Origin of the sequence: Chryseobacterium lactis (assembly GCF_003815875.1) — a bacterium.
Taxonomy (GTDB): domain Bacteria; phylum Bacteroidota; class Bacteroidia; order Flavobacteriales; family Weeksellaceae; genus Chryseobacterium; species Chryseobacterium lactis.
Map to the genome: position 1 here is coordinate 4,337,512 of NZ_CP033924.1, position 21,539 is coordinate 4,359,050.

At 35.8% G+C, this 21,539-nt stretch carries 17 protein-coding genes and 1 riboswitch; of the genes, 5 read left to right on the top strand and 12 right to left on the bottom strand.

What is annotated here, in order from left to right:
- Nucleotides 1-80: 80 nt before the first annotated feature.
- Complete coding sequence (locus EG342_RS19330; protein ID WP_103292175.1) at nt 81-542, bottom strand: Lrp/AsnC family transcriptional regulator; 462 nt, start codon at nt 540-542, stop codon at nt 81-83.
- 154 nt (nt 543-696) lie between these two features.
- Nucleotides 697-880, top strand: a riboswitch (cobalamin riboswitch).
- A gap of 180 nt (nt 881-1,060) precedes the next feature.
- Here EG342_RS19330 and metE point away from each other — a divergent pair.
- A complete protein-coding gene (gene metE, locus EG342_RS19335; RefSeq protein ID WP_103292174.1) occupies nt 1,061-3,379 on the top strand; it encodes a 5-methyltetrahydropteroyltriglutamate--homocysteine S-methyltransferase in 2,319 nt (772 codons plus the stop codon).
- 96 nt (nt 3,380-3,475) lie between these two features.
- On the opposite strand, the gene EG342_RS25520 is transcribed toward metE, so the two are convergent.
- Nucleotides 3,476-4,927: a tetratricopeptide repeat protein gene (locus tag EG342_RS25520; protein ID WP_246008666.1), complete on the bottom strand. Its 1,452-nt coding sequence runs from the start codon at nt 4,925-4,927 to the stop codon at nt 3,476-3,478.
- Between the two features lie 432 nt (nt 4,928-5,359).
- On the opposite strand from EG342_RS25520, the gene EG342_RS19345 reads away from it, so the two are divergent.
- The 3 genes from EG342_RS19345 (at nt 5,360) to EG342_RS19355 (ending at nt 8,535) form a co-directional block, all read left to right on the top strand.
- On the top strand, nt 5,360-6,430 hold the full coding sequence (locus EG342_RS19345; RefSeq protein WP_103292173.1) for a serine hydrolase domain-containing protein: 1,071 nt from the start codon (nt 5,360-5,362) through the stop codon (nt 6,428-6,430).
- A gap of 228 nt (nt 6,431-6,658) precedes the next feature.
- Nucleotides 6,659-7,105: a KTSC domain-containing protein gene (locus tag EG342_RS19350; protein WP_103292172.1), complete on the top strand. Its 447-nt coding sequence runs from the start codon at nt 6,659-6,661 to the stop codon at nt 7,103-7,105.
- Nucleotides 7,106-7,314: 209 nt separating this feature from the next.
- Nucleotides 7,315-8,535, top strand: a complete 1,221-nt coding sequence (locus EG342_RS19355) for an IS4 family transposase (RefSeq protein WP_103294394.1) — start codon at nt 7,315-7,317, stop codon at nt 8,533-8,535.
- A 249-nt stretch (nt 8,536-8,784) separates the two neighbouring features.
- Here the strand turns inward: EG342_RS19355 and EG342_RS19360 are convergent, their stop codons facing one another.
- From EG342_RS19360 to EG342_RS19380, 5 genes are all read right to left on the bottom strand, one after another.
- Nucleotides 8,785-11,970: an efflux RND transporter permease subunit gene (locus EG342_RS19360; protein ID WP_103292683.1), complete on the bottom strand. Its 3,186-nt coding sequence runs from the start codon at nt 11,968-11,970 to the stop codon at nt 8,785-8,787.
- 7 nt (nt 11,971-11,977) lie between these two features.
- A complete protein-coding gene (locus tag EG342_RS19365; protein ID WP_103292684.1) occupies nt 11,978-13,039 on the bottom strand; it encodes an efflux RND transporter periplasmic adaptor subunit in 1,062 nt (353 codons plus the stop codon).
- A 6-nt stretch (nt 13,040-13,045) separates the two neighbouring features.
- Nucleotides 13,046-14,413: a TolC family protein gene (locus EG342_RS19370; RefSeq protein ID WP_103292685.1), complete on the bottom strand. Its 1,368-nt coding sequence runs from the start codon at nt 14,411-14,413 to the stop codon at nt 13,046-13,048.
- Between the two features lie 92 nt (nt 14,414-14,505).
- Complete coding sequence (locus EG342_RS19375) at nt 14,506-15,099, bottom strand: TetR/AcrR family transcriptional regulator (RefSeq protein ID WP_103292686.1); 594 nt, start codon at nt 15,097-15,099, stop codon at nt 14,506-14,508.
- 253 nt (nt 15,100-15,352) lie between these two features.
- Nucleotides 15,353-16,177 carry a CvfB family protein gene (locus tag EG342_RS19380; RefSeq protein WP_103292687.1) on the bottom strand — a complete coding sequence of 275 codons (825 nt, stop codon included), beginning with the start codon at nt 16,175-16,177 and terminating at the stop codon, nt 15,353-15,355.
- 134 nt (nt 16,178-16,311) lie between these two features.
- On the opposite strand from EG342_RS19380, the gene EG342_RS19385 reads away from it, so the two are divergent.
- Nucleotides 16,312-16,761, top strand: coding sequence for a hypothetical protein (locus tag EG342_RS19385; RefSeq protein WP_103292688.1), 450 nt, complete (start codon nt 16,312-16,314; stop codon nt 16,759-16,761).
- A 57-nt stretch (nt 16,762-16,818) separates the two neighbouring features.
- Here EG342_RS19385 and EG342_RS19390 read toward each other — a convergent pair whose 3' ends face one another.
- The 5 genes from EG342_RS19390 to EG342_RS19410 all read right to left on the bottom strand — a co-directional run bounded on the left by EG342_RS19390 (nt 16,819) and on the right by EG342_RS19410 (nt 21,260).
- Nucleotides 16,819-17,610, bottom strand: coding sequence for an SDR family NAD(P)-dependent oxidoreductase (locus EG342_RS19390; protein ID WP_103292689.1), 792 nt, complete (start codon nt 17,608-17,610; stop codon nt 16,819-16,821).
- A 44-nt stretch (nt 17,611-17,654) separates the two neighbouring features.
- Nucleotides 17,655-18,236: a TetR/AcrR family transcriptional regulator gene (locus EG342_RS19395; RefSeq protein WP_103292690.1), complete on the bottom strand. Its 582-nt coding sequence runs from the start codon at nt 18,234-18,236 to the stop codon at nt 17,655-17,657.
- Nucleotides 18,237-18,438: 202 nt separating this feature from the next.
- Nucleotides 18,439-19,278 (bottom strand): DUF4476 domain-containing protein, encoded by an 840-nt coding sequence (locus tag EG342_RS19400; protein ID WP_103292691.1) that lies wholly within the window; start codon nt 19,276-19,278, stop codon nt 18,439-18,441.
- A gap of 103 nt (nt 19,279-19,381) precedes the next feature.
- Entirely contained in the window at nt 19,382-20,785 is a 1,404-nt protein-coding gene (gene lpdA, locus EG342_RS19405) for a dihydrolipoyl dehydrogenase (protein ID WP_103292692.1), read from the bottom strand.
- Between the two features lie 127 nt (nt 20,786-20,912).
- Nucleotides 20,913-21,260: a hypothetical protein gene (locus tag EG342_RS19410; RefSeq protein WP_103292693.1), complete on the bottom strand. Its 348-nt coding sequence runs from the start codon at nt 21,258-21,260 to the stop codon at nt 20,913-20,915.
- Nucleotides 21,261-21,539 lie beyond the last annotated feature (279 nt).

Here is a 21,539-nt window from a genome sequence, read left to right on the forward strand (position 1 = left end):
TAAGTGATAAAAACTTCTGACTTTTCCCGGGAGAATTTATATTTTAACACTTGCTGAATTGCTATAAAAACTAAACTTTTTCATATCGTAACTCCGTGTGTATTCTTCACTTCAGCCATCACAAAGGTGCTGTGGGTACTTCCGATAGAATCTACTGATCCTAGCTTATTGAATACAAAATCCTGATAATGTTTCATATCCCGCACCTGAACTTTGAGTAAAAAATCAAAATCTCCGGAAATATTATAGCATTCGGCTACTTCTTCAATGAGGAGGATATCTTTTACAAATTGATTGCCTATCGCCCGGTCGTGGATTTTCAGTTTAATCTGACAAAACACAGTAAAGCCACGATTCAATTTCTCAGCTTCCAATACCGCTGCATAATGTTTGATATAGCCTTCCTGCTCCAACCTTTTAACCCGTTCAAAAACAGGAGATGGTGAGAGGTTGATTTCTTTGGCAAGCTCCTTTATCGTCAATTTAGCATTCTTTTGCAGGATTCTTAGCAGTTGAAGATCCTTTTCATCAAGTCTTTCCACAGGATATTATTCTTTTTAGCGTTGATTTTTTCAAAAATAAAGAATATTTATCTTTTAAAATAATTAAAAACAAAATTTTATCCTTAAGTTTTGAAATTACACCAATTAAACCACTCAATTATATATCTTTACACCCTATTTTGTTCTTTAAAATACTTCATCAAACGGAAGAGGTTTTACATAACGTAGATTAATAGGGAATCGTGTGAGAATCACGAGCTGTCGCGCAACTGTAAGTAACAACCAAAGGTTTTTATCCGTGTATATCCACTGCCAGAGCGGGAAGGATGATAAAAACCGTTACAAGCCAGGAGACCTGCCTGTTCTGAATTGACAATGCTTTCGCGATTTGAAGCTTTGGGTCATACAGATGATACTTTTTGAACGTGTCCCGACGTTAACGGAAAAACTACGTCCTTATTGTATCTCTCTGATTTCCTTTCTTCTTTCTCCAAAAGTATTGTGAAGCATCCAAAGAGCTTTTAAAATCATAAGTTTAATTTAAAAGTGTAAAAGAAATGCAAACACACCTTCTTGGCTATCCGCGAATTGGTAGCAACAGAGAACTAAAAAAAGCCTGTGAACAATATTGGGCAGGCAAAACATCAATTGATCAGCTTCTGGAAACCGGAAATGCAATCAGCCATCAAAACTGGAAACTTCAGCACGATGCAGGAATAGACCTTATCCCTTGTAATGATTTTTCCTATTATGATCAGGTATTGGATATGACTTTAACAATAGGAGCTATTCCCGAGCGTTATCAGGAAATAGCTTCTGATGAGTCCCGGTCTGAGCTTGACCTTTATTTTGCAATGGCGAGAGGATATCAGAAAAACGGATTAGATATTACAGCGATGGAAATGACCAAATGGTTTGATACCAACTACCATTACATCGTTCCTGAGTTTCAAAAAAATCAGTCATTTAAATTATTTTCAAACAAAATCATCAATGAATTCATTAGTGCCAAACAGGCAGGAATTAATGCAAAACCGGTTATCATTGGTTTGATTACTTATCTTCTTTTAGGAAAAGAAAAAGAGGAGAATTTTGATAAACTGGACCTGGTTTCAAACCTGCTGCCTGTTTATATTCAAATCCTGACAGAGCTTGAAAATCAAGGGGCAGAATATATCCAGTTTGATGAACCATTCCTTGCGTTAGATCTTGATAATAAAGCAAAAGAAGCCTATGAATTGGTTTACAACGAGATCAGAAAACAATTTCCAAATCTTAAAATTATTGTAGCGACTTATTTCGAAGGATTAAAAGACAACACCTCTCTTGCAGTACATCTTCCTGTTGATGTATTACATATTGATCTTGTACGAAACCCGGAACAGCTTGAAGAAATTCTACCATTGCTTCCCAGATCATTAAGTCTTTCTCTGGGCATTGTAGATGGAAGAAACATCTGGAAAAATGATTTTGAAAAATCGTTGCAGTTGGTTAAAAAGGTAATCCATGAAATTGGAACAGAAAGGATATTGATTGCTCCTTCATGTTCATTGCTTCACTCTCCTTTTGATCTTGATTCTGAAAAAGATGAGGCTATTTTATCTCCTGAAATTAAAGAATGGTTAGCTTTTGCCAAACAGAAAGTTCATGAAGTTGTTGCTTTAAAAAAATTGGCAAACAATCCTGATTATCATGCTTTACAACTGTTGGCAGAAAATAAAAAGGCCATAGAAACCCGTAAAGTTTCAACTTTAATTCACAATCAGGAAGTAAAAAACCGTATTGCTATAATCACTGAGGATGATGCGCAAAGGAGAAATCCATTTAATGTAAGAAAAGAAATTCAGCAGAAAGAATTGCAACTTCCTTTATTCCCGACCACAACGATCGGTTCATTTCCTCAAACCAAGGAAGTGAGAAGTTGGAGAGCCCAATTCAAAAAAGGAGAACTTACTGCAGAACAATATGATACTTTATTGAAACAGGAAACGGAAAGGACCATCCACTGGCAGGAAGAGATCGGAATTGATGTACTGGTTCATGGAGAATTTGAACGTAATGATATGGTTGAATATTTTGGCGAACAGCTTTCCGGATTTGCCTTTACCCAAAACGGATGGGTTCAGAGCTATGGAAGCCGTTGTGTAAAACCACCTGTCATTTACGGTGATGTACACCGCCCCCATCCTATGACGGTGTATTGGTCAGAATATGCTCAATCGGTGACAAAAAAATGGGTAAAAGGAATGTTAACCGGCCCTGTAACTATTCTTCAATGGTCTTTTGTACGGGATGATCAGCCTCGCTCATCAACGTGTAAACAAATTGCTCTCGCCATTCGTGATGAGGTGAATGACCTTGAAAAAGCAGGGATCAGAATCATCCAGATCGATGAACCCGCGATCAGAGAAGGTCTTCCGTTAAGAAAATCAGAATGGCAAACTTATCTGAAATGGGCCGTGGAAGCTTTTAGAATTTCGGCTAGTGGTGTTGAGGATGCCACTCAAATCCATACCCATATGTGTTATTCTGAATTCAACGATATTATCCAGAATATTGCAGATATGGATGCCGATGTCATTACCATAGAATGTTCCAGAAGCCAGATGGAGCTGTTAAATGCTTTCGCTGATTTTAAATATCCGAATGAAATTGGCCCCGGTGTATATGACATTCATTCTCCCAGAGTTCCTTCAAAAGAAGAAATGGTAGCACTACTGAGAAAAGCACAGGCGGTTATTCCCGCACAACAACTTTGGGTAAACCCCGATTGTGGACTAAAAACACGCCACTGGGATGAAACAGAGAAGGCTTTAAAAGCTATGGTAGAAGCCTCGCGAGAAGCCAGTCTTGAATATGCAGTTCAGGAAAAATAAAAAAAAATTTGATTGTCATAAAATCAGGGGATTAATCTCCTGATTTTTTTATTATCACAATTTATATTCCGGGAGGTTGTGTAAGAATTCATCCGCTTAAAGTTTATTAAAGAACTGATAAATATCTATTTCGCTCGAAATGTTAAGGCGTCGTCGAAGCCTGCGCTTTCTTTGTTGGACAGATGTATGCAATATAAAAGTATAGCTGGCAATCTCTTTGGATGAAAAATTTAATTTTAGCATGGCACAAAATACAAGTTCTGAGCTTTCAAGATGAGGATTTATATCCATCAATTTGGTTATAAAGCCGGGATAAACCTCTTTAAACCTGGACAGAAATGAAGAATCATTCTTTTTTGCCAAATCCAAAATTTCTTCATAGCGTTTATCTAAAATTTGTCCCTGCAACTCAGTGGCTTTATTATGCAGTATCTCTCTTCTTATCTGTAAAGTCTTTACTTGTCTGTATGAATATATGATGATGATCAAACAAAGAATCCCTAAAGAAATAATGGTGTACTGCATCCGTCCATGTTGTTTCTCATCATCCTTTTTAATCTCCGCGATAAATTTTTCCATGACTGGTTTAAGGATTGATTTCTGGCTATATTCTATTTTTTCTTTTTCATGACTGTATAGATCTTCATAATAATGTGCTTTTTGTTTGTTTCCGATTTCTTTATAAAGCCTGGTCATCCAGCTATACAATTCTGAAAAATAAAAAGAACCATATACCTTGTTAATAGCATTAAGCGCCTGTAAAGATGCTAAATAATCAACCTCTGATTCTTTGTATTGATGTTGATTGAAATAATATTTTCCTTTGATGAGATTAATATGATAATTAAGATAGTCCGGCTGATCAGCGATTTTATGAAGATCTACAGCATGTTGTGCTTTTTGCAAATAGGTAAAAGCAGAGTCAAGCTTACCTGATGTACGATAAAATTCTGCCATATCACAGAGAATCTCTGCCCGATCATCGGTAAGCTCTAGAGCTTTATGAAAATAAGTTGTACAAGAATCTCTTTGGGAACTGAAATATAAATATGCCCCTCTATCTTTATAAAACAATGATAAATAGTACTTTTTTTGTTCTACATCTCCAAGCTGGCTAACGGTTTTAATAGCTTTGGCATTATAATAAAGAGAGTTATCATGCATATTAAGATACCTGCTCAATCTGGCATAAGATTCATGCAAAATGGCTTCAGTCCTAATATCGGGAAAGGTTTCGAGAATCTTTTCTGTTTTTTTTAATAGAAAAACTGCATACTTTGTGTTTCCGGACGAAATACTTAATTCTGCAAGATTAGTGTAGCATAGCATCTTATCCCGTTCATATCCATTTTGCTCTGAAATTTTTAAATATTCTCTCTGCAAATTAACATACTCCGTATATTTCCCTGATTTTAATAGCTTATGACTTTCCTTTATTAATGACCAGCTCAATGTTTTATCCAGACCTTCTTTTTGAGAAGAATGGCAAGACAAAATTATACTAATAAGTAAGAGAAGCATACTGTATTTATTGATACTACTTTTCATTTCCCATCAAATGTTTTTTGTGTTCTTTTGATTACTAATTTCCTTTCTCTTTGATACGTTGCTCATACTCTTAATTATGAGTTTTTATGAGATAATTTCTATTTTAATATTACAAAATATATCAAAACAATAATCAAAATCTGAGAATAGCCTACTAATATTATAATTTCAGTAAAAAAATAATTCACTATTTAGATACTTACTAAAAAAATAAAAGATTTTAAATCGAAATTAGTTTTTTATACTTCTGTTCGATCTTTAAAAATTTTAAAAAGAGGCCAATTTTGCTCATACTTTTTTTTATTATGACGTTAAGTAAAAAATTTCAATACACACTCAGAGACTATTTCATCCAGATTTACTTGTAATCAGATTTGTTTTAATACCATAAAAATTTACCGTAGCTTTAACCTTATCAATAAACAGACTCATATGAAATCTATTCTTCTTGGTATTAGTTTTTGTGTAAGCTTTTCTCTGCTATCAGCTCAAACTGATGGGGCGATGAAACAAACTAGACAAGATTCTTTTCTATCACAAAATGACAGAAATCTGGAACAATGGCTGAAAGAAAATAAAATTCCTACTCTTGGACTTGGTATTATTAAAAACGGAAAAGTGGAGAAAGCTAAAGTGTACGGCGATTATCAGAACGGAAAATTTTCCCCGGATAATATGCGATTTAATGTAGCCTCATTAACCAAACCGGTTACCGCCATGATTGCTTTGAAACTGGCAAGCGAAGGAAAATGGGATATAGATGAACCTCTTTACAAATATTGGACAGATCCGGACATAGCCAATGATCCCCGAAACAAAATGCTAACTACGAGACTTATTGTAAGCCATCAGACAGGCTTTCCAAACTGGCGTGCATTAAACCCAAATGGGAAACTGGGTTTTCAGTTTGATCCCGGGACGAAATATCAATATTCAGGAGAAGGTTTTGAATATTTACGAAAGGCTTTAGAAAATAAATTCCATAAACCTCTTAGTCAACTTGGACAGGAATTGATCTTTAAACCTTTACGAATGAAAGATACCTCTTATATCTGGGATGAAACGACGGATGCCTCCCGTATTGCAATTGGATATGATAAAGATGGAAAAGCTTATGAACCTGTTAAAAGAGGAACAGCCAATGGTGCCGATGATTTGATGACAACTGTTTCGGATTATAGCCACTTTCTAATTAGTGTCATGAATGGTGAGGGACTTTCTAAAAAGATTTTTTCGGAGATGCAAACCGGTCAGATAGCTACAGAAAAGGGAAAACATTTCGGACTTGGGTTTGAATTGTATGATCTTGGGAATGACACCACCGCCTTGTCTCATGGTGGATCAGATGAAGGAGTACGAACTTTATTCGTGATTATTCCCAAAACTAAAGAAGGTATTGTCATTTTTACCAATAGCGACGAAGGAACTAAAGTCTATAAAAAGCTTCTCACTGATTTTATGGGAAATTACGGAAAGAAAATTGTTGAAATTGAAATGAAATAAGAAAATGCACCAGGGAAACTGATTATCCAATACACTTTTCATTAATAAAAATAAAATAACCAGAAATTGTCTTTAAGGGAGCTAAGAGTAAGATAGACAGTCTTAAAAGCGGTAAAATAATTCTAACAGTACTTATCATTTCACATTAAAACAAATTAATAATGAATAAGTTATGATTTTTTAAATTTAATTCCTTAATTTTGCACCCCGAAAATAAGGATAGATCATATGAAAAAACTTGGCGAACACAGAACACTTCTTGGAGTTGATAAAAATGTAACTTTAAAAGAATTAAAGACCATTTACAGGAATACGATGAAAGATACGCATCCTGATAAGTTTATCAATGACGAAGCCGGAAAACTTGAAGCAGAAGAAAAAAGTAAATCTGTGATTGAAGCCTATCATTTCCTGGTAAGCATTAATGCAGAAACTCAGGAGAAATATAAGGAAGAATATACTGAAACGATTACCAAATCCAATATTCAGGATTTTTATCTTGAAAAAGCAATATTGACGGTTCAGCATTTGAACGGAGAAATGTATGAATATATTGGTGTTCCAAGAAATACTTATATCAAAATGGTGAATGCGGATTCTCCAAGCCGTTTTGCAAGAAGACATATCTATGGAAATTTTATCTACAGAAAGTCCGGTGAGGCAATGGCAGATTAATTTTTCACATAAAAAATAAATGAAGACTTTCGGTGTATTCCGGAAGTCTTTTTTTATTGTGAAAATGGAAAAATAGTATGTTTGGCTAAAGCCGAGATTCATACTATAAAATTAAACGGGCTAAAGCCTAGTGGTGTTCGGAAGATTTTTTCTTCCGATTTTCATTTTTGGTTACTTAAGTTTTATCTTTGATAAGTATACTTATTAATATGTCCATTTTCAACGAACACAAAATTTCAGTTTCCCAGTTGTTAAGCTTTATTCCTGAAGCCCTTTTATCCCATCTTTCAGCCAATACTAAAGTAGATCATTATTCTAAAGTTCTTCAAGGCAGAAAGATGTTTTATCTTCTATTATTTGCCATTACCAGCAGTGAAAAATTAAGCCAGCGAACACTGGAAGACACATTTAAAGATCCTGTATTTAAGGCTTTATTCAATCTTGATGAAACTGAAACTGTCAGACGCAGTTCTATTTCTGAGAGGCTTTCGAAAATCGATTCAGGATACTTTAAAGAAATCTACGATTGTATTTATAATATGTTCTGTGATTCCTATAACCCGGCAGAAAGAGAAAAATATGATTTAATAAGAACAGATAGCACTGTTATTGGTGAAGCCGCTGGAAAATTAAAAGAAGGCATTGCTCAAAACGGAGGTAAGAAATTTATTAAGTACAGTGTCTTATTTGATGGACTACTTCCTTGTGGAGTTGAAATTTACAATACTCCCAAATACTGTGCAGAAGATAATGCTCTTTCTGAAGCTGTATTGCAACATGTGAAAAGAGAAAAAGAACATGCCAATATTTATATTATAGATAAAGGATTGGGTTCTGCCCAAAGAATGAAAGAATTTGATGATAAAGGGGTGTTTTTTGTTATAAGATCTAAAGAAAATAGAAAACATGAAGAAATAAAGTCTTTTATTGAAAAAGATCAGAATATCGACTTAGGAGAAATTGTACTGATAAAAGACAGTTTAGTAAAGCTATATTCGTCAAAACCTGTCCCAACTCAAAAAGGGAAAACTTATAATAAAGAGGAACAAATTGAAACACATTTCAGATTGGTTGTAGTAAGCAGCAAACAGCAACCTGAAAAAGAATTTTGGTTTCTGACCAATGACTTTCAAATCTCTGCAAAAGATATTGCGAATTATTATCGAAAAAGATGGGATATTGAAGTTTTTTTTAGATTTCTAAAACAGGAACTTCATGCAAGTCATCTTCTTTCACTCAATAAAAATGGTATAGAAGTAATGATTTACATGACTCTTATTACAGCTATGCTTATACTGATCTATAAAAAAGCAAATAATATAGGATATAAAACAGCCAAAAGAAGATTTGCTATGGAGATAAGAAACCTTGCCATATCCATATTAATAATAGGGGCAGGTGGAAATCCTGATAAAGTCTTTAAAACTTAAAATAAAATGGTCGGACATTCTTCCGACCACCACTAGGCTTTAGCCCGCTCCTATTGATATAGCATCATGGTATAGAACATTTTAGGAAAAGACATCAATAGAAATGGGCTTTAGCCCATTTACATGTCAAAAGATCCATTTGGCTTTAGCCAAAACTTAGATTCATAACCACAATTACTATTTCATCCAGAAACAAAAAGCGCCTCAGAAATTCTGAAGCGCTTTCGGTTAATTAATTATAGGTTTAATTTATTTGTCTAAATGTTTAGGCGTAAATCCGTCTTCATTCAGTTCTCTGTGTACGTATTCTGCTTTCATTTCAGCTTCATAGTCTACTTTGGTATCTTTCCCCATTCTTCGTAGAATAGAATCAAATAATGAGTACACTACCGGTACGATAATCAAGGTAAGGAATAGAGACGATGTCAAACCACCGATTACTACCCATGCAAGACCTTTGTTCATCTCTGCTCCTGCTCCGGTTGCCAATGCAATCGGTAACATCCCGAAGATCATCGCGATTGTTGTCATCAGGATCGGACGAAGACGGGCGTGGTTAGCCTGAATTAACGCATCATGGGTGGTTGCTCCCGCTGCTTTTCTTGCATTCGTAAAGTCAACGATCATAATCGCGTTCTTCGCCACAAGACCAATCAACATGATCATTCCCAGCATCGTGAAGATGTTTAATGAATTAGCAGTCAAAGCAAGGATAACCATTACTCCGATCATTGCTAACGGAATAGAGAACAATACGACGAAAGGATACACAAAACTGTCATATAATGACACCATTACCAGATATACCAATACGATAGCTGCTAATAATGCAATCCCTAAGGTACCGAAACCTTCCTGCTGGTTTTCCATATCACCACTCCAGATATAATCTACCCCGATAGGTTTTTTACCATTCATAAATTTGGCTGCCCACTCGTTGGCAACGTCTCCAACAGGTCTACCTACCGCTTTAGCTCTTACTTTTACTGAAGGAGATTTATCTCTACGTTCAAGCAAACTCGGCCCTGAACCCATTTTCACATCAGCAAACTGGCTCAGACGAACCTGCTGCCCTTGTGGGTTTGTAAACATTAGATTTTTAACATCATCAATAGATTGTCTGTTGACGTCTCCAAAGCGAATGTTAATGTCATATTCATATTCTCCGGCTTTGAATTTCCCATCAGTGTTTCCGTTAAATGCGGTTTGCATAGTCTGTCCTACACTTGAAACATTCAGGCCTAAAGAAGCCATTTTATCTCTATCAAGAGTTACCTGTACTTCAGGGTTACCTGAGTCTGTAGATAATTCTGCATCTACTGCTCCGGGAACTTTTTTCAATAATTCCAGGATTCTTGTCGCTTCTTTTACAGCCGTTGCATTATCCGGAGCGGTTACTACCATTTCAATCGGAGCATTTTCCGCCCCCATGATACCGATCGGAGCTGTTTTAAATTCAACACCTGTGAATTTCTCTTCTAATGCTCTTTTTACTTTTGCAGCTTTGATGTTTGTACTTTCCGAACGTTCAGATTTATCTGTTAAATTTACCTGAACCTCTGATTGGTACGTTGTCGCCTGAGCTCCACCAAAACCTGTTGATTGCTGACCAACTGTTGTAATTAAGTCTACAACGTCTTTATCATTTCTCAAATACTTCTCTACATCCAGCGTCAATTGGTTGGTCTTTTCAATGGTAGCATCTTTCGAAAGCTCCATTTGTACCAGGAACTGACCACGGTCAATCGGTGGGAAGAACTCTCCTCCAATGAACCCGAATATTACCAGTGAGAATGAACTGATCAAAACAATGAACGTAATTACTACTGTTGAAATTCTTCTTAATGTTGTTTTCAAACACCATTCAAGAATGCCAGTAATCCAGTGAGTAAATTTGTCAATAAGACTTTCAAACCAAAGGATAAATTTCTCGAACCAGTTTTTACCTGTCAGGTGCTCCAGTTTACCAAATCTTGAAGATAACCAAGGAATAATAGTAAATGAGGCCAACAATGATAATAAGGTTGCAATAACCACCGTGACGCAGAACTGAGCCAAAATATTAGCAACAAGACCCGAACTCATCGCAATCGGTAAGAATACCACTACAATTACCAAGGTAATCGCCGCTACTGTAAATCCGATTTCCGAAGCTCCGTCATAGGCTGCCCTGATCTTACTTTTACCCATTTCCATGTGACGGTAAATGTTTTCAAGTACCACAATCGCATCATCCACCAGAATACCTACCACAAGCGAAAGTCCCAGTAAACTCATTAAGTTCAATGTATATCCCATCAAATTCATTCCGATGAACGCTGCTACCAATGAAGCAGGGATGGAAACCATTACAATAAATGCATTTCTGATACTGTGAAGGAACAATAGCATTACAATTGCTACAAGAATAATCGCCAGGAATAAGTCGAAAATAACGTGGTTAGCTGATTCCAGGGTAAAATCTGTAGTATCATTTACTACTTTTACTTTTATTCCCTGAATTTTATATGCTTCTTCTACTGTTTTAATTGTTTTCTGAACACTTTCAGATACAGCCACCGCGTTGGCGTCAGACTGCTTTTTAACCTGCATTAAAATCGTTGGAAACTGATTGAATCTTGCTACTTTTTCAACATCTTTCTGAGAGTCAAAAACCGTTGCAACATCAGATAAACGCACCTGAGCTCCATTTTTATTGGAAACAACAAGGCTGTTCATTTCTGCAATCGACTTATATTTTCCGGATAATCTGATCGTAGATTTTGTAGTTCTGGTTTTCAAACTTCCTGTAGGGAAATCTAAGTTTGAGGCCAAAATCGCCTGCTGCACATCACCAATTGAAAGGCCATACCCCTGTAATTTTTTCTCATCAAGATTCACCTGAATTTCTCTTTCCTGACCTCCTACAAGATCAACCTGTGCAACCCCATTCACACGGGAGAAAATCGGTTCGATCTTTTTATCTAATAGGTCATAAAGGTCTTTACTATTCAGTTTATCAGATGAGATACTCATCGTGATAATGGGTAAGTCATCTAAAGAGAATTTATTCAGTGATGGTGCTTTCACGTCTTTAGGGAAATCTGCCAGAATAGCATTTACCTTACGTTGTGCATCATTTAAAGCAAAATCTACATCAGCTCCGTTATTCAGCTGTACCATAATTACGGATAAGCTTTCATAGGAAGAAGATTCTACTTTCTTTACATTTTCCAAAGAACCAACGGCATCCTCAATCTTTCGGGTGACGGAAGTTTCCACCTCTGCAGGTGATGCTCCCGGATAAACCGTAGAAATAGTTACCATATTGGTTTCAAATTTCGGAATCAATTCGTATCCCATGAGCGTATAACTCAGGATACCTCCCAGCGTTAGAATTGTAAATAATACAATTACCAACGAGGGTCTTTTAATCGATATTTCTGCTAACTTCATAAACCTACTACTTTATAATGTTTACCTTAGATCCGTTATCCAGGTTGATCTGTCCACTGGTTACGATTTGCTCACCTCCATTCAATCCGCTTAAAACCTGAACTTTATCACCGTAAATTTTTCCAACAGTCACTTTAATCATTTTAGCCACTCCGTTTTCAACAACAAATAGCTGTCCTGAACTCACTCCGTTTACAAATGCTTCTGCAGGAACGGTCAACATATTCTGAGTTTCTGCACCGTGATTTGTTTTAAATGTAGCTGTGGCATACATACCGGCTTTTAGGTTTCCTCTGTTCTGAACTTCGATTTCAACCGGGAAATTCAAAGAAGCATCACTTTTAGGAGCGATAAATGTAATTCTACCAACGAAAGAATCCTCCGGTAAAACATTCACATTAATCGGAACTTCCTGACCCAGCTGAATTCTTCCGATCTGGCTTTCATCCACTAAAACAGATAGCTTTAAACTGTTAATATTAACAATTTCAAACATTGAAGTACCAACGGAAACAACAGTTCCAGGTTCAACCATTTTTTTATTAATCGTACCACTGATTCCGGCACGGATGCTTGTATCGTTTACTCTTACACCCTGAGCTTTTACTGCAACCTGCATGTTTTTCAGCTGCAGCCTTGAGTTATCCAGTTGTTGTTTTGTAACCCCTCCGGTTTTATATGCGTTTTCGTAACGTTGGTTGTCGATTATTGCATTCTGTAAGTTATTTTGAGCCTGACTCACATCAACTTCAATCGCATCTCTTTTGATCGTTGCCAAAGTCTGACCTGCAGAAACTCTTGAACCCTCTTTTACCAAAACATTAACGATACGACCTGCAATTTCAGAAGACTGATTCATTTCCTGCTTAGGAAGAAAAGTTCCGTTTGCTGAATAATCCGTATCAATATTTTCTCTTGAAACAGTTACGATATTGACGTTGATTTTATCTACCTGCTTGGCAACCTCTTTTACTTCTTTGGTTTGCTTCTCTTTGTTACCAGCAATTTTATAAGCCGCTAAACCTACAAGTACAGCTGCTACGATGATATATATTAAAGTTTTTTTCATTGTTTATTATAGGTTTTGTAGTGTGTTTAACTCTCCTTTTGCTTTAATGACTTTGATCTCAGCTTGTTTATAATCCAGCAGTGCATTGGCATAGTTTTGTTTAGCCTGCGTGAGAGCATTTTCAGTATCCAGAACTTCAGTAAGCGTTGCCAACCCGTACTGATAGTTAGACTGCGTATTTTTCTGTACTTTTTCTGCCAGATCTACGTTGTCTTTCATGCTTTGGATATTGATGATGGCATTTTCCATATTGGAGATCGCATTTTTATAATCTAAGCTCAGGTTAAGCTTTTTATTTTGAATATCCTGATCCAGATCCTGAATATCAATTTCAGCCTGTTGAATCTGAGCTTTGGTCGCACCTCCCATAAAAATAGGAATCTTAATCGCTACCCCAATAGAAGCATAGTCTCCCCAGTTGGTTCCCTGATTTGATCCTGATGTATAGGGGAATTTATTTCCCAGTCCTTGCCATCCGTAGTTTGCAGTAAGTCCTACCGTAGGATAAAGATTGGCTACCGTTGCTTTTTTGCTGTACTCTAAAAGTTCTCTTTGTTTGTTTAAAACTTTTAATTCTGAACGGGTTTCCAAATTAACATTCGTTCCCAGGAGTTCAGAATTAGGTACAATTTCTTTTTGTTCAAGCTCAATAGAGTTTTCAATAGGAATTCCCATATAAAACTTCAATGAGTTCTTTGAAACCTCAACAGCATTAATCAATTGCTGCTTGTTGGATTTAATATTGGTAAGCTGAACATTCGTACGATCCAGATCTATTGGTTTTGCCAACCCGTTATCTACCAAACTTTTGATTACATTTCTAACGCGTTCAGTATTTGAATAACTATCTTCTACCGTTTTAAGATTCTCTTCCTGAACAAATACCTGATAGTATGCAGTCGCAACGTTCTCAATGATTTGTTCATTGGTCAATTCGGAATTTAAAAGGTAAAATTCTCTGGTTGATTTGGCTGCCTTAAGACCAATAAAAACTCTCTGATCAAAAATATTCTGGTTAAGAGTCACCACGTTTACAGATTGCCATTTTGTTCCGAAAGCAACCGGAATAAGCTCTCCGGGCTTACCTACGATCTCTCCGGGAAGAACAGTCTTTTGTAAAATAGGATTGTAGGTGTTATTTATAGTTGCACTGATCTGAGGTAAAGCACCGGCTCTGGCCTCATCAATCTTATATTCGGCTTTTTTGACTTGTAAGGCGGCTTTTTTAGCTTCTGCCTTATTTTGAAGTGCCTGCTTAATTGCTTCCTGCAGAGAAACCTGCTGCTGGGCTGACACCGATGAAAAGCCGAAAATCATAAATGCTGCAGCTATCCCAATTTTTAGCTTTATAGCAGTTATCCGTTTTCTTTTCATAATTTTATACTTCGTTTATTCTTTTACTTGTTTGTTCGTTTGTTATTTACTTCTAAATGACGAATCATTTTAAGAAATACTTTAGTTTTCACTTAATTTTTAAATAGCATACTGATAATAATTCCTTTTCGCTCTGAAATAATCTTGTCATATTCTTCATCACTGATCATTAAATTCTCCATAAACAATGGTCTTATGGCACTTGGAAAGACTAATAACGAAACCATATTCAGAATAAACTGAACGGGTGCCATTTTTTCGATGTTTCCCAATTCCATTTCTTTTTCAATATCCCTGTACATCTGGTTGAGGATATCTTCTTCAATTTCTCTTTGGTGGCAGGTTCCTTTATTGATCTGCGAAACGATATACGTTTCCAGATAAGGATACTGAAGGCTTGTTGCAAGACTTCCTTCAATAAACTTGCTGATCTTTTCTTTAAAAGGAAGATCTGCATTCTGGATAATTTTTGACTTTTCCTGCTCTACTTTCTGAGCTTCATCAAAGATGATTTGAATCAGCTTATCTCTTGATCGGAAATAATAATTGATAAGAGTTCTGTTTACTCCGGCTGCATCGGCAATCTCTTGCGTGGTAGCATCAAATTTTCCTTTCACAAAGAACAAATTCTTCGCTGTCTCCTTGATCAATTCCTGTGTTTGGTCTTTTTTTGCTTGATTTGACATTTTTGTTAAACAAATTTGTGCAAAATTAAACATTTTTCATTTTTGACAAAATTGTTAAACAAAAAAATTAAACAAATTTGTATGATTTGCATCATGTTTTTCCGAATTCCGATCATTGAGGTTAACCAGATATTTTTTATGAAAACATCATTACTGTCAATTAATCAAGTATATAACAACAAAAAAGAGATCGCCAATTTGACGATCTCCATATTTTTTTAACTAAATAGTTTACTTTTCTCCGGTAAGATTATTATAGTAATTTGATTTTATCTTCCGAAATATCAATAATCTTATCTCTGTAAAGACCTCCGATGGCCTTTTTGAAATTCTTTTTACTCATCTGAAGTTCTGCTTTAATTTCTTCAGGAGAAGACTTATCTGATACATACAGAAGTCCGTAGTTTTCTTCCAGTTTATTTAAGATCTGTTGTTTGAACTCATCAATATTTTCAAATCCTTCCGGCTGCAGGGATATGTCTATTTTACCATCTTCACGAATTGCTTTAATATAGCCCGTTTCTTCAGATAAAGGATATAACTTTTTGAACACGTCAGACACATAAATTAATCCGATGTATTTTTTATTGATAACCACATTCCAGCCCAATTCACTTTCATTCATCATAATCAGATCCACCTTATCTCCTTTCTGGAATGGTAAATCTTCATATTGAGGATTTCTTTTGAATTTCGTTGTCCCTGTAATCAGCTCCATATTTTCTTCTACATAGATATACACCAGATATCTTTTTCCTTCAATAATCTTGGTTTTCTGCTGCTTATAAGGAATGAATAAATCTTTAATGATTCCCCAATCCATAAAAGCACCGCTTGGAAGACTTTGTACACAGCTCATCACGGCAAACTCGCCTACTTCAGCTAATGGAATTTCAGTGGTTGCTTTCAATTTATCATCATCCTGATATACGAAAGCCTCAACTTCTTCTCCTATTTCTTTTTCCTCCGGAATAAAGATTTTGGGTAAAAAAGCCTTTTCACCGGAATCGTCTGTTAGGACCCATCCTGAATTATTTTTTTCTGAAATTTTTAAACTTTGAGTTTTTCCGAGTTGCATTGATGATAAATTAGCTGACAAAGGTACGGAAATTTGAAGATTTCAGCCTACTTAATCCCGCTCTAATCTTTTTTAAAAAAATTAATCTTTCAATAAGCCGATAAAACCAGTACATTTGAATAAAATACTAAAACATGAAAAAATTCTGGATGATCATATTCCTTCTTTCCACATGGGTTGTAAATGCACAAATACTCGAAAAAACGGCCATTAATCTTGGATATCGGTATACAGGAAGAAATGTTTTACAGGCCGGATTAGAATTCAGAATCGGAGATTCCAGTTATAAATCGCTTGTCCTTGGCCCTTCCATGTTGTATACCCGCATTAACCGTGAAGATAAATTCCTTCCTGAAGCGAATATATATTACACCAATAACGGGCAGCTGTACGGAGTTTCCATCAATCAATATGCGCTAGAGCCAAGAATCGGGATTTCCTTATTTAATATTTTCTTTCTTAATACCGGGTATGCTTTTCCGATACACAAAGAGAAGTATTTTAAAGGAATAACCTTTGGAATCCAGTTTAATATTGCTCCGGCCAAGGCTTCAAAGTTTTATGATCAGATGAAAATGATGTAAGCTAATTTCTATATACTTCAAAATCAAACATATACCATCCCGGAAACATCTGTTTTCTCAGATAACCTTCAAAACCCCGCTATCAGCTCTTAAACTTGCTCCATTTGTTGCTACAGAAAGGGAGCTGGAAAGGTATACTGCAAGATTAGCAATTTCCTCTGGATGGATGAATCTCTGTAAAAGAATATGTGGATTTGAATTTTGAATAATGATATCCTTCATTTGTTCAACGGTGAGGTTTTGTGCTTTAGCAATTTGTTCGACAGTTTCAGCAACTCCGTCGGAATAAGTAGGACCTCCAAGAATTGTATTAACGGTAACTGCTGTCCCCTTTGTAAGTTTGGATAATCCATTACTTAATGCCGACATTGCAGCCTTTGTCACTCCATAATGGATCATATTTTCAGGAATATTCACCCCTGATTCACTGCTGATAAAAATAATTCTACCTGAATTCCTTTTGATCATTCCGGGCAGTAGTTGTCTTGATAACCGCACTCCACTCATTACATTGATTTCAAAATAATGATACCAGTCTTCATCTGTCACATCATAAAAATCATTTATTCCAAAAATCCCTACATTATTGATGAGAATATCAATATCCGTTAATTCTTCAGATAATTTGACAGCATCTTCTCTCTGAGCAAAATCAGCTACAACAGCTGATATTTCTCCTTCCGGAAACTGTTGCTGAAGTTTCTTTTTGGCCTGTTTAATTTTTTTGTCATTTCTTCCGTTGATAATGACTGATGCTCCTTCTTCCAATAATTGTTGGGCTATAGAAAATCCTATTCCCTGTGTGGCACCGCTAATAAATGCTTTCTTCCCTTTTAATTGTAAATTCATTGTTTTACTTTTGTAATGATCGTTAAATAAATAATTAAAAAAATTTAATTCAGTAACTGCAATTGTAATTCTATCTGAGTTTTTAAAATCTTCTTGTCCGGATATATTCTACGAAGGGAATTAATTCCACACCAAAACGTGATCAGATATTTTCCCAAAATCTCTGCCGGAAGTATTGATTTCACAGTTCCTTTTTTTTGCTGAGCTTCAATAACGGAGGTATAAAGTTTTTCAGTTTCTCTTAATATATCTATGGCTTCTTCCTTTAATTCCTCATCCACAAATGTCATTTCAACAAGAGTATTGGCTACAATACAGCCTTTCATATGAGTTTCGTTTTCAGCAATGGCCGTGCTCATAAAGAAATCTTTAATGAGAGCAACCGGATCTTCACTTTTTTCCAGAACCTCCTTAAATGCCTGCAGTTCTTCTCTTCTTTGCTGAAGACTTTTTTTAAAGAGTTCTTTTTTCCCTCCCTTGAATGTATTGTACAAACTCCCGGCTCCGGCTCCGGTAGCAAGGCTCAGATCGGCAAGCGAAGTTGCAGTAAATCCTTTTTCCCAGAAAAGCTTTTGAGCTTTTAGAATTAATTCATTGTCCTGAAAAATATTTGGTCTCCCTTTCATTATTTTTGTAATAGTCATTACAAAAATAATGAAAAAATAGATATGAGAGATGAAATCTTTTCTCAATTAAAAAAAATTCTGTATTCCAGAGGGGGCTTTAGAGTATTTTATTAAAGAGTTTAATGAATGATCGAAAAGGTTAAAATCCCAATTGACAGGGTATTTCAGCGACTTTTAAGTGCGAAAGAGTTAATTATTTTCATTATAATTTAGAAATATAATCCATCAGTTCACGTCTACTGTTTTCAAAATCAAAAGCATCCGTCACTACAAAGTATTTGTTTTTATCCACACAATTACCATACATTGATTTAGCCAGGGCCAGTTTGTTTTTATCAAAACTCATAGATTTTACAAGATCCCTGATCTGGGCAGCGGTAAACATGGAGGTACGCATTTGCTGGTTAATGAACTTTATTTTTCCATCATCAAAGCTTTCTTTTCTCTTTAACATGTCGAAAAACTGCTGGAAAGTATTATTATCCATTACATTTCCCGGATTGTTCCAGTTTCCGGACTGATTCCCATAAGGGTTGTTCCATACGTCATTCCAGTCGTTGAAACCATATTGTCCCTGAACAGGATACGAATCCAGCAGATATAGGCCTTCATTCGTGAAAAAATCAAGCACCACTCTGCTGTTATTCCGGAGCATCAATGTTGTTCTGTAAATAAGAAAGCCATTGGCATAGATTGATACTGGCATTCTGCCGGATTGCAGGTCGAAAAATCTGTACTTTCCGGAGCCATTTGCTATCATCTGGTCACCGACTTCAACCATAAAAAATCCTTGTTCCGGGATCCGTAAAAAAACTTCTGCATACCCGTAGTTTCTATTCCATTGGTAGGATGGGTTCTTTATTTTATTTCTTGGATCAAAAGCATTACGATCGGGAATATTATTCTGTATTCTGGAATGGTCAGGCGACCTCATTTCTGTTGTTGAGGCTTCGTTTTTTAACAGCTCTCCAGCTTTTCCCGCTTCCTGTGCAAAGGAGCTGATACCCAACAAAAGCATTAAACTAATAAAAATTTTCTTCATGTTTTATTTTCTTAGAGGACAGTCCATTTTTATGCCAAAAAAAAGAGAAATCAAATTGATTTCTCTTTTTTATATCTGGATGATTAAACTTTTTAATCAAATATTAAATATGGATAGGTCTTTTTCCTGTTGCATCCAATGCAGCTTCTTTAATAGCTTCTGCATATGTTGGGTGAGCATGAGAACTTCTTGCGATATCTTCTGCACTTGCACGGAATTCCATAGCAATTACGCCTTCTGCAATAAGGTCAGCGGCTCTTGCACCAATGATATGCATTCCTAATACCTCATCTGTTTTTTCGTCTGCAATAATTTTAACAAGACCATCAACATCACCACTTGCACGACTTCTTCCTAATGCTCTCATTGGGAAAGATCCTACTTTGTAAGCAACACCTTCTTCTTTCAATTGCTCTTCAGTTTTACCTACTCCGGCAACTTCAGGCCAAGTGTACACAACACCTGGGATCAGGTTATAGTTGATGTGAGGTTTCTGACCTGCTAATATTTCAGCAACTAAAGTTCCTTCTTCACTCGCTTTATGAGCAAGCATTGCTCCTTTAATTACATCTCCGATTGCATAGATATTGGCAACATTGGTCTGTAAATGATCGTTTACTTTCACTCTACCTCTTTCGTCAAGTTCTACACCTGCTTTTTCAAGACCAAGACCTTCTGTATATGGTTTTCTTCCTACAGAAACCAAACAGTAATCTCCTTCTACAACTACTTCTTCTCCTTTTTTATCTTTAGCAGTAACTTTCACAGTGTCTCCGTTTCTTTCAACAGCAGAAACAGCAGTAGAAAGCATAAACTTCATTCCTTGTTTTTTAAGAACTTTAGTCAATTCCTTGCTTAAAGCCCCATCCATTCCAGGAATAATTTTATCCATAAACTCAACTACAGTTACCTGAGATCCTAATCTTAAGTATACAGATCCTAATTCAAGACCGATTACTCCACCTCCGATAACTACTAAATGTTTAGGAATTTCCTTAAGATTTAAAGCTTCAGTAGAGGTAATTACCCTTTCCTTATCCAGAGAAATGAAAGGTAAAGAAGATGGTTTAGAACCAGTTGCAATAATGGTATATTTTGATTCAATTGTTTCAGAAGAACCGTCTTTCTTTGTGATTTTGATCTGAGTAGCAGATTCAAAACTTCCTACTCCTTCAAAAACAGTAATTTTGTTTTTGTCCATCAGGAAATTGATTCCCTTAGTCGTTTGATCAACAACTTCGTTCTTACGCTCGATTATTCTTGCAATATCTGCCTGCGGCTCATTGATAATAATTCCGTGGCTTGCAAAATTGTGTTTTGCATTCTCGAAATGCTCAGAGCTATCAAGAAGTGCTTTTGACGGAATACATCCAACGTTAAGACAAGTTCCGCCTAAAGTTGAATATTTTTCAATAATTGCTGTTTTGAAACCTAATTGTGCTGCACGGATTGCAGCTACATAACCACCGGGACCAGAACCTATTACGGTAACATCGAATTGACTCATGTTATTTTATGAATTTGTTTATTACTATCTATCTTAATTCTCACAAATTTACATATAAATTACCAAGCACCAAAGTGAGTTTTATCAATTTTGAGTTCGAAAAATTTTAAATACCTTAACGCGGTTATTAGTCTACTATTACTTTGCCTTGTCCTATTGTTCCCGAACTGTCAAAAAATGAACCTCCATACACATACCATTCAAGGTTTTCAAGATATTCCACTGCATTTTCCGGAGTAATCTGTGAGCGATCTTTTTTAGAAACAATTCCTTTGTACCATCTTCCTGATTTTGAATAATGCTCATATTCAACAAAATAATGAATCCATATTCTCTGGCATAACTTACACTGTTGAATACTTACTTCGCCGTATCTTCCGTTGGTATGATCTATCCCTAATTCCGAACTTCTGTATTCAGTATAATTGTGGTCAGGTTTTTCACAAGCACATCCTATTTTAGGAATCATTTTCATTCTATTTTTATTTGAAACGCAAAAATACTAAAAACCCAGTAACCAGAACTTACGATTGGCAGTGCAGATAAAGTAAAAAGTCTTTTTGTTTAAGGAAGAATTCGAGAATAGGGGTTATTTATTCAAAAACTAAATATTTTCTTCGTGTCCTTCTTTCAAATACATTGTCGTAAAAACCGGTGGCTTTTCTTTTGGGGCATTATCAAAACGAAGAGTACTAACGTTTTTAGTTTTATAGAAAGCATCTCCTTCCCTTTTCCTATATCTGAAAAACAGACT